Raw genomic sequence first — 12,201 nt, forward strand, 5'->3', positions numbered from 1 at the left:
TGGGTCAATCGACGTGTCGGGCTTGACCCGTCGAGCAGCGCGTCGGCCTCGAAGTTCCATGACGGTTCGTCGGCGGAGTCGGTGGACTGCTTTCGTGCCGTGGGTTGAGGGTGCGCATGCCGAAGATCCGATGGGGCGGCACGGGGGTGAGCCGGTCGAGGGCTGGGGTGATGTGACCGGTCCAGGGCCAGTGCCGGCGAGGCGGAGGTTTCACCGACGGCCGGTGGTGACGAGTTGTACGGCCGTGGTCAGCAGGCGAGCCGCAGTCGGTGGGGCTCCCAGAGTCGTGGCGATGTGTGAGGACGGATTTCCTGGTGCCGGTCTCGCTGAGCGCGGGGCAGGGGCCATGGACCTGTCCGGCGGCTGGCTACCGTTCCAGGAATTCGAGCGCCCGCGGGACGAATCTGTCGTGGTGCTGGAAGATCCCTCCGTGTCCGGCGTCGGGGTAGAGGGGTTCCAGTTCGCCCTGGGGCAGCCGGGCCGCCAGGTCGACGGTGTTGACGCTCGGGACCATGCGATCGCTCTCGCCGTTGGCCACCAGGACCGGTTGGTGGATGCGCGACAGATCGGCCGGTGCCTGGCGGCCCCAGCGGTGGATGGCCTTCAGCTGGGCGCGGAACGATGAGAGCGAGATGGCTTTGTCGCGGTCGTTCGTGCGTTCCTTCAGCCGGTCCAGGAAGGCGTGGGCCGCCCGGCGGCCACCCGCGGTGTCGGTGAAGAAGAGGTACTGCTTGGGGTCCTTGCGGGTCAGGACTGCCTTGACGGTGTCCTTGATGGTGAGGCGTGTGACCTTGTCGATGCCGGGACCTCCGGCGGGGCCCGTGCCCGCGAGGATGAGCTTGCGTACAAGATCGGGTTCTTCTGCCGCGATGACCTGGGCGATGAAGCCGCCCATCGACAGGCCGAGCAGGTCGACTCTGTCGTACCCGAGGGCCCGGATGAACAGCACGGCGTCGCGAGCCATCGCCTCGATCGTGTCGGGTGTGGAACCGCCGGACGCGCCGACGCCGCGGTTGTCGAAGGTGATCACGGGGCGCCGGGCGGCGAGTCCGTCGACGACGCGGGGATCCCAGTTGTCGAGGACTGCGGACAGGTGGTTGAGGAGGATCAAGGGTACGCCGTCGTCCGCGCCGAGCCGCCGGTAGGCGAAGGTCACGCCACGCACGGACACGGAGTGGTTCGGCGTGTTCTTGTACGACATCGGGGTGGGTGAACTGGACGGTGCGCTCATGGCCGGGTCCTGAGGTGGTGTGGCGGGGGAGTGGGGCGTGCAGGGTCTTGTTGCTGTCGGAGGTGACTGGCGCCTGGGACTCGTTTTCACCCTTACGTCATCGCGACGACGACTTTGCCGGCCTTTGCCCGTCCCCTCTCGACGTATTCCATGGCCTGGAGGGTTTCTTCGAACGGGAAGACGCGGTCGACGACGGGGCGGATCTTCCCGGTGTAGATGAGGGGGGTCAGCTCGCGCAGTTGGTCGCCGCTGGCTTTCATGAACAGGAACGAGTACGTCACACCGTGGCGCCTGGCGTTGCGCCGGGTTCTGAAGCTGAGGGCGGTCATGGCCAGGTGGAGGATCGGGTTCGCACCCAGTTCGCGGGCGAAGGCCGGGTCGGGCGGCCCCGCGACGCTGATGACCATGCCGCCGGGCTTGAGAACGCGCAGCGACTTGGCGAGGTTCTCGCCGCCGAGGCTGTCGAGGACGACGTCGTAGCCGTCGAGGACCTCTTCGAAGTCCTGGGTGCGGTAGTCGATGACGACGTCCGCGCCGAGGTCCCAGGCCAGGTCGACCTTGGCGGTGCTCACGGTGGTGGCCACGTGAGCGCCCAGCGCCTTGGCCAGCTGGACGGCGATGGAGCCGAGGCCGCCGGCGCCCGCGTGGACGAGGACCTTCTGGCCCGGCTGCACGCGGGCCCGCTCGACCAGTGCCTGCCATGCGGTGAGGGCGACCAGGGGGAGGGAGGCGGCCTCGGCCATGGTGAGGGTGGCCGGTTTGGGCGCCAGGTCGTCCTGGTGGACGGCGATGAGTTCGGCGAAGGTGCCGATGCGGTCCTTGTCGGGCCGGGCGTAGACCTCGTCGCCCACGGCAAAGCGGTCTACGGACGGGCCGACCCGGACGACGGTCCCGGCGAGGTCGTTGCCCAGGACGAGCGGGAGGCGGTAGGGCAGGATCGCCTTGAGGTCTCCGTTGCGGATCTTCATGTCCAGCGGGTTGACGCCCGCCGCGTGGATCTTGACCAGGACGTCGTCGGCGCCCACCTGGGGGTCGGGTGCTTCGGCGGCGCGCATCCAGGCCTGGTCGCCGTACTTCTCGACCATGAAAGCTTTCATAGTTGTCTCCGTTCCGTTTCCCGTCCGTGAAAGGTCGGGGTCTCCGCTCGCCCCGGGCTTCTCCCAGTACGAGACAGCTGTGTTGCGCTCCTAGCTGCGGCGCGGGCGCACCTCGTCCTCAGCCGCGTTCACCCATCAGGCCACCGGCACGACCGGGGCGGTGACGCGGTCGGCGGCGCCTCCCTGGAGGCGGTCCAAGGTGGCGGCGATCCCTTCGTGGGGCACGCCGAGCGGCACCGCGCTGACCTCGGCCAGGCGGGTGTACTGCTCATCGGTCAGCTGGACGTCGAGGGCGCCGAGGTAGCTGTCGAGCTGGGAGAGACTGCGCGGGCCGATGATCGGGACGAGTGTGGCAACGGAGCGGGCGGCGCGCTCGCGCACCCAGGCCACCGCCACCTGGGCGGGCGTCACGCCGGTCTCCTCGGCGATCGCCAGGACGGCGTCGACGACGGCGGTCTTCTGGCCGGTGCTCTCGGTGTGGATGACCATGCCCAGGTCGCTCAGGCGCCCCTCGGCGGAGCTGCGGTACTTGCCGGTGAGCAGTCCGCCGCCGAGCGGGGACCACAGGGCTGCGCCGAGCCCGAGGCTCTCGGCCATGGGCAGGAGCTCACGGTCGGCGGTGCGCTCGACGAGGCTGTACTCGTGCTGGATGCCCACGATCGGGGCCCAGTTCTTCAGGTCCGCGAGGGTTACCGCGCGCGAGACGCGCCAGGCGGGGAAGTTGGACAGCGCGGCGTGGTGGATCTTGCCGGCGCTCACCAGGTCGTCGAGCCCGCGCAGGAGTTCCTCCATCGGAGTGAGCTCGTCGGGGAAGTGCACCCACAACAGGTCGATGTAGTCGGTCCCCAGGCGCTTCAGGCTGGCCTCGACCGAGGCGACCATGGTCTTGCGGCTGTTGCCGGTCTTGGAGATGTCCGGCTGCGGGGCCGCGCCGAGGGTGAACTTCGTGGCCAGGACGAAGTGGTCGCGGTCGGCGGAGATCAGCTTTCCGGTCAGTTCCTCCGACTCGCCGAACTGGTAGCCGTCCGCGCTGTCGAGAAAGGTGCCGCCGGCCTCGGCGAACCGGTCGAAGATCCGCCGGGCCTCGTCGGGCTCGGCGCCTGCGCCCCAGCCGGTGCCGAAATTCGCGGTGCCGAGCGCGTACTCGGAGACGCGCAGGCCGGTCCGGTGGCCGAAGGCTGTGTAGCGCATGAGATGTCCTTGCATGAGGGGTGTGAGGGTGGTCGCGCCGGGGTGGAGGGGTGAGCGTCAGTCCGCGTTCGGCTGGGGTGCCGTGGACAGGCTCTGCTTGACGTACCGGCTGGTCTCGTCGGCGAGGATCTCGGGCAGGCCGGTCTCGATGCCGTACAGGGCCTGGGCCGCGACGTCGGCGGCGGCGACCTTCTGATCGGCGGGCACGCCGGCGGCCATGTCGGTGTCCATGTAGCCGACGTGCAGCGCCGAGACGGTGATCCCGCGCGGTGCCAGCTCCTCACGGGTCGCGTCGCTCAGCGCCCAAGCGGCGGCCTTGGACGCGGCGTAGGAGCCGAGTCCTGCCGGGTGGAACCAGGACAGGGCGGACAGGACGTTGAGCACGGCGCCGCCGCCGTTGCCCTCGATGACGGGGGCGAAGGCGCGGGTCGCGGCGAGCGGGCCGAAGAAGTTGGTCTCCATCTCCCGGCGCACCTCAGCCACGTCGCCTCCCATCAGCGTCGCGCCGGTGGAGATGCCCGCGTTGTTGATCAGCAGTGTCGCGTCTGACGCCACGCGCGCGGCCTCTCGTATCGACGCCTCGTCCGTGACGTCCAGTCGCAGCGGGATGACGCCCGGCACGTCGACTGTCTCGGGGCGTCGGGCCCCGCCGTACACCTTCGCGCCGCGCTCGACGAGCTGGGCGGCCAGGTGCCGCCCGAAGCCCCGGTTGGCGCCGGTGACGACTGCGACCGCGTTCCTCAGTTCCATGTTCACTCCCGGCCGTGGCGGGCGGCGGCTGCCACCCGCAACTGTTTAGATTATGAATGTAATCTAAATGTGGGTCTATGATAGATGCCAGTCGACATCTAAATGGGAGGTGACTATGGGCCGCGTATCGCTGGCGCAGGCGGAGGAAAATCGCAGGCGGGTGGTGGACACCGCGTCCCGGCTGTTCCGGGAGCAGGGCATGCAGGTCAGCGTCGCCGACCTGATGAAGGCGGCCGGTCTGACCCACGGCGCCTTCTACAAGCAGTTCGCCTCCAAGGAGGCGCTCGTCGACGAGGCCACCGCCCACGCATTCGCCGAGCTCGCCCAGCGCCACAGCGCCGGGCTCGAGCGGCACGACGGGCAGCGCGCCGCCGCCCAGCAGGCGCTGATCGACGCATACCTCTCCGTCGAGCACCGCGACGACCTGGCGGACGGCTGCCCGGTCGCCGCGCTCGCCACCGACATCGCGCGCGAGGGCGGGGGGCGCGAGGCCCGTCGCGTCTACGCCGAGGGGGTGGCCGACTTCGCCGGTTTCCTGGCCAGTGACGACCAGGACGGCATCGTCCGCCTTTGCACCCTGTTCGGTGCGCTGGTCCTGTCCCGGGCCACCAAGGGCTCCCCGCTCTCCGGGGAGATCCTCGCCGCCGCGCACGCAGCCTTGACTGAAGCAGGCTGATCACGGGCGCGGTGGCCGCGTCGTGGCAGCCGTCCGGTCCCCGGGGAAGTGACGAGCCGGTCGTCATGACTCAGTAGTGAAGATCACCAACGTCTACGAGGGCGTCGCTCCGATCAGCTCCTCGATCCGCAACGCCTGGATCGACTTCAGCTCCATGGACTGCTCGATCGTGGCGATCGAGAGCGACGTCATCCGGGACGGCAAGCCCGTGGTGGGCTACGGCTTCAACTCCAACGGCCGCTACAGCGCCGGAGAGATCCTGCGCCGCCGGGTCCTGCCCCGCCTCCTCCAGGCCGCGCCCGGCGGCCTGTCAGGCCGACGCGGCTCTTCTCGACGACGGCGTCGTCGGCGAAGCCGCCGGTGGGCTGGAACTCGCCTGGGTAGGACTCGTTGCCGCCGAGCTTGAGGGCTCGTTCGCCTGGAGCGCGGGGAGCACAGCCGGGTACCGGGATGCTTCGCTGCGTCCAGTGCCTGGTCCAGGGTCAGCAGCGGCGCCCCGGCGGGTGCTCCCTCGCAGTCGACGGCGTGGACGACGCCTCGGCCGGGACCGCGGCCGCCGTCCAGCTTCTGCAGGACCCAGCCCGACTGCCGACGTTCACTTCACGAGGCAGAGACCGCCGATCCATGGATAAACCGTCCTCTCCCACCGCTGCGCGGGCGTCTCTACGGTCGAGGCTGCGGGCGCTCACCGGCCCGCCGTACCGAAGGAGCAAGTCCCCATGAAGATGACCGGCAACACGATCCTGATCACCGGCGGAACCTCGGGCATCGGCCTCGGTCTGGCCCGTCGTCTGCATGAGGCCGGAAACAAGGTGATCGTCGCCGGCCGGCGCAAGGAACTCCTCGACGACGTCACGGCCGAGCACCCCGGCATCGACGCGCTCGTCCTCGACATCGCGGACCCCGACTCGATCGCCCGGGCCCGTCAGACCGTGGCGGCGAGCCACCCGGGACTGAACGTCCTGGTCAACAACGCAGGCATTCAGATGCTGGAGAGCGTCCTCGACCCGGCCGGACTCCAGGTCGCCGAGGATCACGTCGCGACCAATCTGCTCGGCACGATCCGGATGACGTACGCCTTCCTGCCCCTCCTGGTGGGCAAGGACGACGCGGTCGTCATGAACGTCACCTCCGCGCTGGCGTTCGTACCGTTCCCGATCACGCCGACCTACAGCGCGACCAAGGCCGCGCTGCACTCCTTCTCCGAGAGCCTGCGCATCCAGCTCGCCGGCGCTGAGGCCGACGTCCAGGTGATCGAGGTGGTCCCGCCGGCTGTGCGCACGACCCTGATGGGCCAGCAGGACAACGAGCAGTCCATGCCGCTGGACGACTTCCTCACCGAGGCTCTCGACCTGCTGCGGGAGAAGCCGGATGCGAAGGAGTTGGTCGTCGAGCGCGCCAGGTTCATCCGCGACGCTCAGGCCAACGGCTCCTACGACGACGTCCTCGCCATGATCAGCGGCAGCTGACCGACCTGTGACAGACGCCGAACAACAGCACGCGGGTGGGTCCTGTTGGGCCACATCATGGACGAACGCGAGCTGGACCCGCCTCGGGGAGGTTCTCACCGAAGACGCGGAACCGGCGACGAGGCCCGGGGCCGGTCAAGGCGCTGGGTCCAAAGCGTTGGGTATCCGCGACGGAGGACCGTCGCGGCGGGCGGTCTTCCATGCCGACGGCCTGCGGCGTACCGCCGACAGCCGGCGCATTTCCCAGCGGGTCACGCAGGTGCAGGTGATCGTCGGGTCGTCTCGCCGCGAGCGCCCTCGGCGCGGCCGTAGAGGCGCCTACACAGGAGTGGGAGGGGAGGGCTCAGCCATGGATCGGCGGTCTCTGGATAGCCGGGCGGGATGCGGCGAGGATGGGGGGCATGGACAAGAAGGAACTGGCGGAATTCCTGCGCCACCGGCGTGAGGCGCTGCGGCCTCGTGATGTCGGGCTGGTCGAGGGTGCGCGCAGGCGTACGCGGGGGCTGCGCCGCGAGGAGGTCGCGCAGCTCGCCGGTATGTCCACCGACTACTACGCCCGGCTGGAACAGCAGCGCGCCCCGCAGCCCTCCGTCCAGATCACCACGGCTCTCGCTCGAGCGCTGCGGCTGTCCCTGGATGAATGCGACCATCTCTTCGCCCTCATCGGCCACAACGCCCCGGCCCGCTTTCTGCGCTCGGAGCATGTCAGCCCGACGCTGCTGCGGGTCCTGGACCGCCTGGACGACTCCCCGGCCCTGGTAACGACCGACCTGTCCGACACCCTCGCGATGAACCCGTTGGCCGTCGCGCTGCTCGGCGACCAGACCCGCCACACCGGTCTGGCCAGTAGCGGCTACTACCGCTGGTTCATGGACCCGGCCGAACGTCTGGTGTACCCCGAGGAGACCCACGAAAGCCACGGCCGCGCCCAGGCGGCACGCCTGCGGGCCGCGCTGACAGCCGGCAGCGACACCCCTCGAGCCGCCCGGATCCTCGCCGAACTCCAGGAACACAGCGCCGAGTTCGTCCGCATGTGGGAACTTCAGGAAGTCGCCCGCTACGGCGACTGCAAAACCCTCCTCCATCCCGAACTCGGCCGCATCGACGTCGACGCCCAGCTCCTGTACACCGAGAACCGCGCTCAGACCCTGGTGGTGCTCACCACCCGCCCCGGCACGGACAGCCACAGCAAACTCGAACTGCTCTCCGTCATCGGACACCAGCAGCTCACCCCCTGACGTCCTGGACCGAGAACCGGGCTCCGCGCTGGAGAGACGGGACAGGAGTCCCTGGAATGGTGCAGCCCGCACGGCTCCCGCGCTCTACGGCTGCTCAATGTGCCGGCCTTCTGCGGTGTCCGGGCTCCGCGCTCAAGCCGCCCATTTGACCGGAGTCTGCCTCCGTTTTACTCTCGACTAAGTACGGAGGCAGCATCCGTTTTGGTGCGGCCGCAGGATCACGGCAGGCAGGAGGGCGCATGAGCGCCGGTGCACAGCGGGAACGCAGGCCCCGCGCGGACGTCCAGCGCAACCGCGCAGCCCTCCTGGAGACCGCACAGCGTCACTTCCTGCAGCACGGGGTCGGCACCTCCCTCGAGGCGGTGGCCAAGGAGGCGGGCGTCGGGCCCGCCACCCTGTACCGGCACTTCCCCACCCGGGAGGCGCTGCTGGCGGCCGTGCTGCAGACGCGCTCCGAGGAGCTGGTGGCCCGCCGCGCGGACATCGAGCAGCTCGGTGACCCGGCCGAGGCGCTGGAGCAGTGGCTGCGGGCGATGGAGGAGTACTTCAGCGCCTTCAGCGGGCTGCCGGATCCGCTCATGGCCGCGGCCCGGGCGCAGGAGCCGGACAACCCGCTCACGATTCCCTGCGACATCCTCATCTCCGCCACCGATCGATACGTGCGAGCCGCGCAGCTCGCGGGGCGCGTGCGCGCGTCGGTGCGGGGGCACGACCTGTTTCTCGCGGCCTGTTCCGTTGCCTGGATCAAGGGCACCGGTACCGAGGAGGAGTCGCTCGATCGGCTCCGCACGCTCATCGCGAGCGGCTACCGCCAGCAGGACACCCAGGCGTAAATCGCCGGGCACCCCGCTGCGCCCCCGCAACGCCAGGCGGCACCACCACCCATCCATCACATTGTGCTGCCCCCAGGGCGGCACAACCTCCTAAGGAACAAATCATGAAAATTACTGTCATAGGCGCTGGCTCCATCGGTGGGAACCTCGCTGCCAAGCTCAGCACGGCCGGTCACGACGTCCAGGTGGCCGACGCCCGCGGCCCCGAGGCCGTCCGGGCCGAGGTGCTGGAGTCCGGGGCCCGCGCGGTGGAGCTCGCCGACGCCGCCGTCCAGGGCCGGGACGTCATCGTCCTGTCGATCCCGTTCGGGGTGGCGGGCCAGCTGGCGGACCTGTTCGCGTCGGTGCCCGACGAGACGGTGGTCATCGACACCTCGAACTACTACCCCGGCATGCTCAGCGAGCCGATCGAGGCGGTGGACAACGGCCAGGTGGAGAGCGTGTACACCGCCGAGCTGCTCGGCCGCCCCGTGGTCAAGGCGTGGAACGCCGCGCTGGCCGAAACCCAGCGGACCAAGGGCGTTCCGGCCGGAACGCCCGGCCGCCTCGCCATCCCCGTCGCCGGCGACTCCGAGGAGGCGCGAAAGGTGGCCATGAGCCTGGTGGACGACACCGGCTTCGACCCCTACGACGCCGGCACGCTGGCCGACTCCTGGCGCCAGCAGCCCAACAGCCCCGCCTACTGCACCGAGCTGACCCTCGACGAGCTGCCCGCAGCCCTGGCCGCGGCCGACCGTGTCAAGGACGCGGCCATCCGCGACAGCCTCCCGGAACGCTTCGCCGCCCTCCCGGCCAACCCCACCGTCGACGACGTCGTCGAAATGAACCGCGCCGCCCACCGCTGAGACACCCGACACGACTCTCGCGCACGCAACCGCACAAGAGCGGCGGCGTTCGGCAGCCCACGAACACACACGACGAACACGAGAGGCGCGCAGTCCCCCACGCTGCGACCTGCGGTCTCAGCACTCCGCTGCCTGCGAGCATCCGCATGCCTGCCGGTACCCGCGAAGGGTGCGTCCCGCGTCCGGCCCTTACGTCAGCTGCCTCGTCGCACGGCCTGCCGTACCGCGCTGTGCCGCGGCCTCCGTGGCGGTGACTGCGCGCGCCGGAGAGGAATCGCCTTGCCCGGCACCGCATCACCCTTCACCGACATCGCACGCTCCCGCCGCTCCCCCCGGCAGTTCCTGCCCACCCCCTGTCCCCTGCGGACATCCGCGGCGTCCTGGAAGATGCACAGACGGCCCGAGCCTGCTGCGAAGGGGCTCTGAGCTGCGACTTTCTTGAGTTTTTCAGATGAGGTCGGTGGTGCTCGACCTGTTTCCCGAAGCCCATGACGTGGGGTGTCTGCTCGGCTCGCCGGGGCCGTCCGACCTGGCATGTCCGGGGCCGCTGCCGGATCGGCGGGAATGGTCTTGCCGGCCTCGGCCCGGACGGCGCCAGCAATCTCGACGCTCAGATGACGCTCGCTCTGATGAGGCGTCAGGGCAGTGGAGGTTGCCGGACCGAAACCGGGCTCACCGCGCCAGCGGATCGGGACCGGCCTGCCAGGGACGGCACAGCGCAAGGAAGCATCCGGCCGCGGCCGCGGCCACGGCGAGGCCGAGCACCGACGTCGCCATGGGGAGGCCGGTGGACTGCCCCCCGAGACCGGTGAGGGCCAGGGCGAGGGCACCCATGAGGAACTGGGTGGTGCCCAGAAGCGCGGAGGCACTGCCCGCCGCGTGCGGGGTGCGCTGCAGGGACAGGGCCGTGGTGGTGGGCAGGATCATGCCGACCGGACAGGCGGTGAAGAAGAGCGCGACCGTGATCCACGGCAGACCCGCGTGCGTGGCGGTGACCAGGAGCGCCAAGGCCACGCCCGCGGCGGCGAGCACGGCCAGGCCGGTGGCCAGCACACGGTGCGAGGGGAAGCGGCCGAGCAGGAGATTGCCGTTGAGCTGCCCGGTGGCGACCATGCCGAGCGAGTTGAGGCCGAAGAGCAGGCTGTACGTCCGCGGGGAGGCGCCGTAGACCTCCTGGAGGGTGAAGGAGGAGCCGGAGATGTAGGCGAACAGGGCGGCGAAGCCGAGGCTGCCGGTGAGCAGGTAACCGGTGAAGGAGCGGTCGTCCACCAGCTCGCGCATGGTGCGCAGGGTTGCCGGGAGCCCGCCGTGTCGCCGCTCCGGACGTGGCAGGGTCTCGGGCAGCACAGCGGCAGTGGCCGCCTGGATGGCCAGCCCCAGGAGCGTGAGGGTGACGAACACGCCGCGCCAGGAGGTCAGCCTGAGCAGGGGTTGACCGGTACCGCCGTGTCAGCGGTCGAGGCGGGCGACGAGGAGGTGGGGGTCCTCATTCGTGAGGTACGCGGCGCTGGGGACGTAGACCATGTGGTCGTGGACCGCGACGGAGGTCGGGGTCTGGAGACCGTCGGCGGCCGTGAGGACCGCGGTGTGGGTGCCGTCGGGACGGACGAGGTCGACCTGGTTGTCGTCGCGGGTGGCGAGGAGGGTGTCGCCGCGGCCGGTGAAGGCGAAGTCGTCGATGGAGGGCATACCGGTGGCGTGCACCTGGATCCTGCCCGCGGCGCCGTGCGCGGTGACCGGAGTGCACAGGACGGTGCCTTTGTCGAGGTTGGTGGCCCAGACGGCTCCGTTGTGGAGTTTCAGGCCGTTGGCACCGGCGAAGGTGCTGGGTTCGAGCGCCTCGCCGCGGGCCCAGACGGTGGCCTCGCCGCCGCCGCCGCGGGCGGGCAGGCGGTAAATGACGCCGTGGACGGAGTCGGTGACGTAGAGCTGGTGACGTAGAGCTTCTGTGTGCGCTTGTCGAGGGCGAGGTCGTTGGGCAGCCCGTCGGCGGGCAGGGCGGCGATCCGGCGCGGATGGCCACCGGGGCGGATGGCCGAGACGCCGGTCACGTTCGTGGAGGAAGTCGCGCAGGGCAACGTCGACGTACCGGTCATCGCAAAGCGACTGTCGGCCTGGTTCCCACTCTCTCGACGTCCGACGCCGTGAGGTCCGGGCATAAGGAGCGGTAGGTTCCTCACTCCACGGCCTTCGGCGGGTCGTAGTCACGGGGAGGTGGGCCGACGGCTGCGGGGCGGCGGGAGCGCCTGCCGCTGGCTGGGCCTCGTCGCGCGGAGGCCAGCTCCTTCCTCGGTCTTGACGCTCGTTTGACGCTCTGGGCGTCCGTGGGGTCCTTCGATGGAGCTACAAATCGCAGCTGACCTGCGAATTCGCCAGGACGTCCTGCTTCTGACGTCTTTCCGATGACCCACCATGTGGAGTGCGTGGCGATCCTGGAGCCCGCTGCGAAGGGGCTCTGACCTGCTGATTTCCTGACTCTCAGGATCCGGGTCCGCGCCGGGCAGTTCTGACGCTCGACGAGGAAGACCGCCTCCCCTCCGGTTGCAGGACACGATGGACACCGGCTGGATACGCACACTCGGTACCACCTGGGCGGCGGCACATCCGACCGCCCGACGCATCCGTCTTCGATCCGGCCGCCCATGCCCCCTGAAACGTCATGCTCCGGCTGGGCAAATATCTGTGCTCGCGAGCTGAGATTTCGACGGAACGGGCAGACAGATTCTCTGTCGCTTTAAGTGGAGTGGGATTCTTCGCCGTACATAGGCCGCTGCGGCGTGCTACTGTCGATCTCAGTTGCAGTTGTGGTTCCCAAAACTCCAAGTGTCCTCCGGGCGGCGCCTGTGCCGTTGGAAGCGCTTTTGTTATCCG

General features: G+C 69.7%; 12 protein-coding genes and 2 pseudogenes. 6 read left to right on the top strand and 8 right to left on the bottom strand.

The annotated features are described in order from the left end of the window. Window positions 1-136 precede the first annotated feature (136 nt). From ACZ3KP_RS10995 to ACZ3KP_RS11015, 5 genes and pseudogenes are all read right to left on the bottom strand, one after another. Window positions 137-287: pseudogene (locus ACZ3KP_RS10995) on the bottom strand (IS1380 family transposase); the annotation flags it as partial. Window positions 288-367: 80 nt separating this feature from the next. Beyond that, the gene (locus tag ACZ3KP_RS11000; protein WP_467498302.1) at window positions 368-1,231 is read right to left on the bottom strand and encodes an alpha/beta fold hydrolase; all 864 of its coding nucleotides are present in this window, start codon (window positions 1,229-1,231) and stop codon (window positions 368-370) included. A 92-nt stretch (window positions 1,232-1,323) separates the two neighbouring features. Next, entirely contained in the window at window positions 1,324-2,328 is a 1,005-nt protein-coding gene (locus ACZ3KP_RS11005; protein ID WP_467498304.1) for an NADP-dependent oxidoreductase, read from the bottom strand. Between the two features lie 135 nt (window positions 2,329-2,463). Next, window positions 2,464-3,519, bottom strand: coding sequence for an aldo/keto reductase (locus tag ACZ3KP_RS11010; RefSeq protein WP_467498306.1), 1,056 nt, complete (start codon window positions 3,517-3,519; stop codon window positions 2,464-2,466). A gap of 57 nt (window positions 3,520-3,576) precedes the next feature. Next, on the bottom strand, window positions 3,577-4,269 hold the full coding sequence (locus tag ACZ3KP_RS11015) for an SDR family oxidoreductase (protein WP_467498308.1): 693 nt from the start codon (window positions 4,267-4,269) through the stop codon (window positions 3,577-3,579). A gap of 115 nt (window positions 4,270-4,384) precedes the next feature. Here ACZ3KP_RS11015 and ACZ3KP_RS11020 point away from each other — a divergent pair, with 115 nt between their 5' ends. Together ACZ3KP_RS11020 and ACZ3KP_RS11025 are read left to right on the top strand one after the other, a co-directional pair. Beyond that, window positions 4,385-4,945 carry a TetR/AcrR family transcriptional regulator gene (locus ACZ3KP_RS11020; protein ID WP_467498310.1) on the top strand — a complete coding sequence of 187 codons (561 nt, stop codon included), beginning with the start codon at window positions 4,385-4,387 and terminating at the stop codon, window positions 4,943-4,945. Between the two features lie 76 nt (window positions 4,946-5,021). Further along, on the top strand, window positions 5,022-5,351 hold the full coding sequence (locus tag ACZ3KP_RS11025; RefSeq protein WP_467498312.1) for a hypothetical protein: 330 nt from the start codon (window positions 5,022-5,024) through the stop codon (window positions 5,349-5,351). 35 nt (window positions 5,352-5,386) lie between these two features. Here ACZ3KP_RS11025 and ACZ3KP_RS11030 read toward each other — a convergent pair. Beyond that, window positions 5,387-5,518, bottom strand: a pseudogene (locus ACZ3KP_RS11030) (DUF6233 domain-containing protein); the annotation flags it as partial. Window positions 5,519-5,664: 146 nt separating this feature from the next. Here ACZ3KP_RS11030 and ACZ3KP_RS11035 point away from each other — a divergent pair. From ACZ3KP_RS11035 to ACZ3KP_RS11050, 4 genes are all read left to right on the top strand, one after another. Beyond that, window positions 5,665-6,414 (top strand): SDR family oxidoreductase, encoded by a 750-nt coding sequence (locus ACZ3KP_RS11035; RefSeq protein ID WP_467498314.1) that lies wholly within the window; start codon window positions 5,665-5,667, stop codon window positions 6,412-6,414. Between the two features lie 401 nt (window positions 6,415-6,815). Continuing rightward, window positions 6,816-7,652 (top strand): helix-turn-helix transcriptional regulator, encoded by an 837-nt coding sequence (locus tag ACZ3KP_RS11040; RefSeq protein ID WP_467498316.1) that lies wholly within the window; start codon window positions 6,816-6,818, stop codon window positions 7,650-7,652. Between the two features lie 239 nt (window positions 7,653-7,891). Then, complete coding sequence (locus ACZ3KP_RS11045) at window positions 7,892-8,485, top strand: TetR/AcrR family transcriptional regulator (protein ID WP_467498318.1); 594 nt, start codon at window positions 7,892-7,894, stop codon at window positions 8,483-8,485. Window positions 8,486-8,589: 104 nt separating this feature from the next. Next, the gene (locus tag ACZ3KP_RS11050) at window positions 8,590-9,330 is read left to right on the top strand and encodes an NADPH-dependent F420 reductase (protein WP_467498320.1); all 741 of its coding nucleotides are present in this window, start codon (window positions 8,590-8,592) and stop codon (window positions 9,328-9,330) included. 672 nt (window positions 9,331-10,002) lie between these two features. Here ACZ3KP_RS11050 and ACZ3KP_RS11055 read toward each other — a convergent pair. Both ACZ3KP_RS11055 and ACZ3KP_RS11060 read right to left on the bottom strand, forming a co-directional pair. After that, window positions 10,003-10,758, bottom strand: a complete 756-nt coding sequence (locus ACZ3KP_RS11055) for an MFS transporter (RefSeq protein ID WP_467499221.1) — start codon at window positions 10,756-10,758, stop codon at window positions 10,003-10,005. Window positions 10,759-10,779: 21 nt separating this feature from the next. Next, window positions 10,780-11,019 (bottom strand): hypothetical protein, encoded by a 240-nt coding sequence (locus ACZ3KP_RS11060; RefSeq protein WP_467498322.1) that lies wholly within the window; start codon window positions 11,017-11,019, stop codon window positions 10,780-10,782. Window positions 11,020-12,201: the final 1,182 nt, after the last annotated feature.

The sequence above is a fragment of the Streptomyces sp. NPDC020958 genome (assembly GCF_055562175.1).

Bases quoted from the DNA above. Each gene is read 5' to 3' on its own strand.
- ACZ3KP_RS11060 (WP_467498322.1), bottom strand. From the start codon at position 11,019: ATGCCCTCCATCGACGACTTCGCCTTCACCGGCCGCGGCGACACCCTC.
- ACZ3KP_RS11000 (WP_467498302.1), bottom strand. From the start codon at position 1,231: ATGAGCGCACCGTCCAGTTCACCCACCCCGATGTCGTACAAGAACACG.
- ACZ3KP_RS11035 (WP_467498314.1), top strand. From the start codon at position 5,665: ATGAAGATGACCGGCAACACGATCCTGATCACCGGCGGAACCTCGGGC.
- ACZ3KP_RS11015 (WP_467498308.1), bottom strand. From the start codon at position 4,269: ATGGAACTGAGGAACGCGGTCGCAGTCGTCACCGGCGCCAACCGGGGC.
- ACZ3KP_RS11010 (WP_467498306.1), bottom strand. From the start codon at position 3,519: ATGCGCTACACAGCCTTCGGCCACCGGACCGGCCTGCGCGTCTCCGAG.
- ACZ3KP_RS11045 (WP_467498318.1), top strand. From the start codon at position 7,892: ATGAGCGCCGGTGCACAGCGGGAACGCAGGCCCCGCGCGGACGTCCAG.
- ACZ3KP_RS11005 (WP_467498304.1), bottom strand. From the start codon at position 2,328: ATGAAAGCTTTCATGGTCGAGAAGTACGGCGACCAGGCCTGGATGCGC.
- ACZ3KP_RS11040 (WP_467498316.1), top strand. From the start codon at position 6,816: ATGGACAAGAAGGAACTGGCGGAATTCCTGCGCCACCGGCGTGAGGCG.
- ACZ3KP_RS11050 (WP_467498320.1), top strand. From the start codon at position 8,590: ATGAAAATTACTGTCATAGGCGCTGGCTCCATCGGTGGGAACCTCGCT.
- ACZ3KP_RS11020 (WP_467498310.1), top strand. From the start codon at position 4,385: ATGGGCCGCGTATCGCTGGCGCAGGCGGAGGAAAATCGCAGGCGGGTG.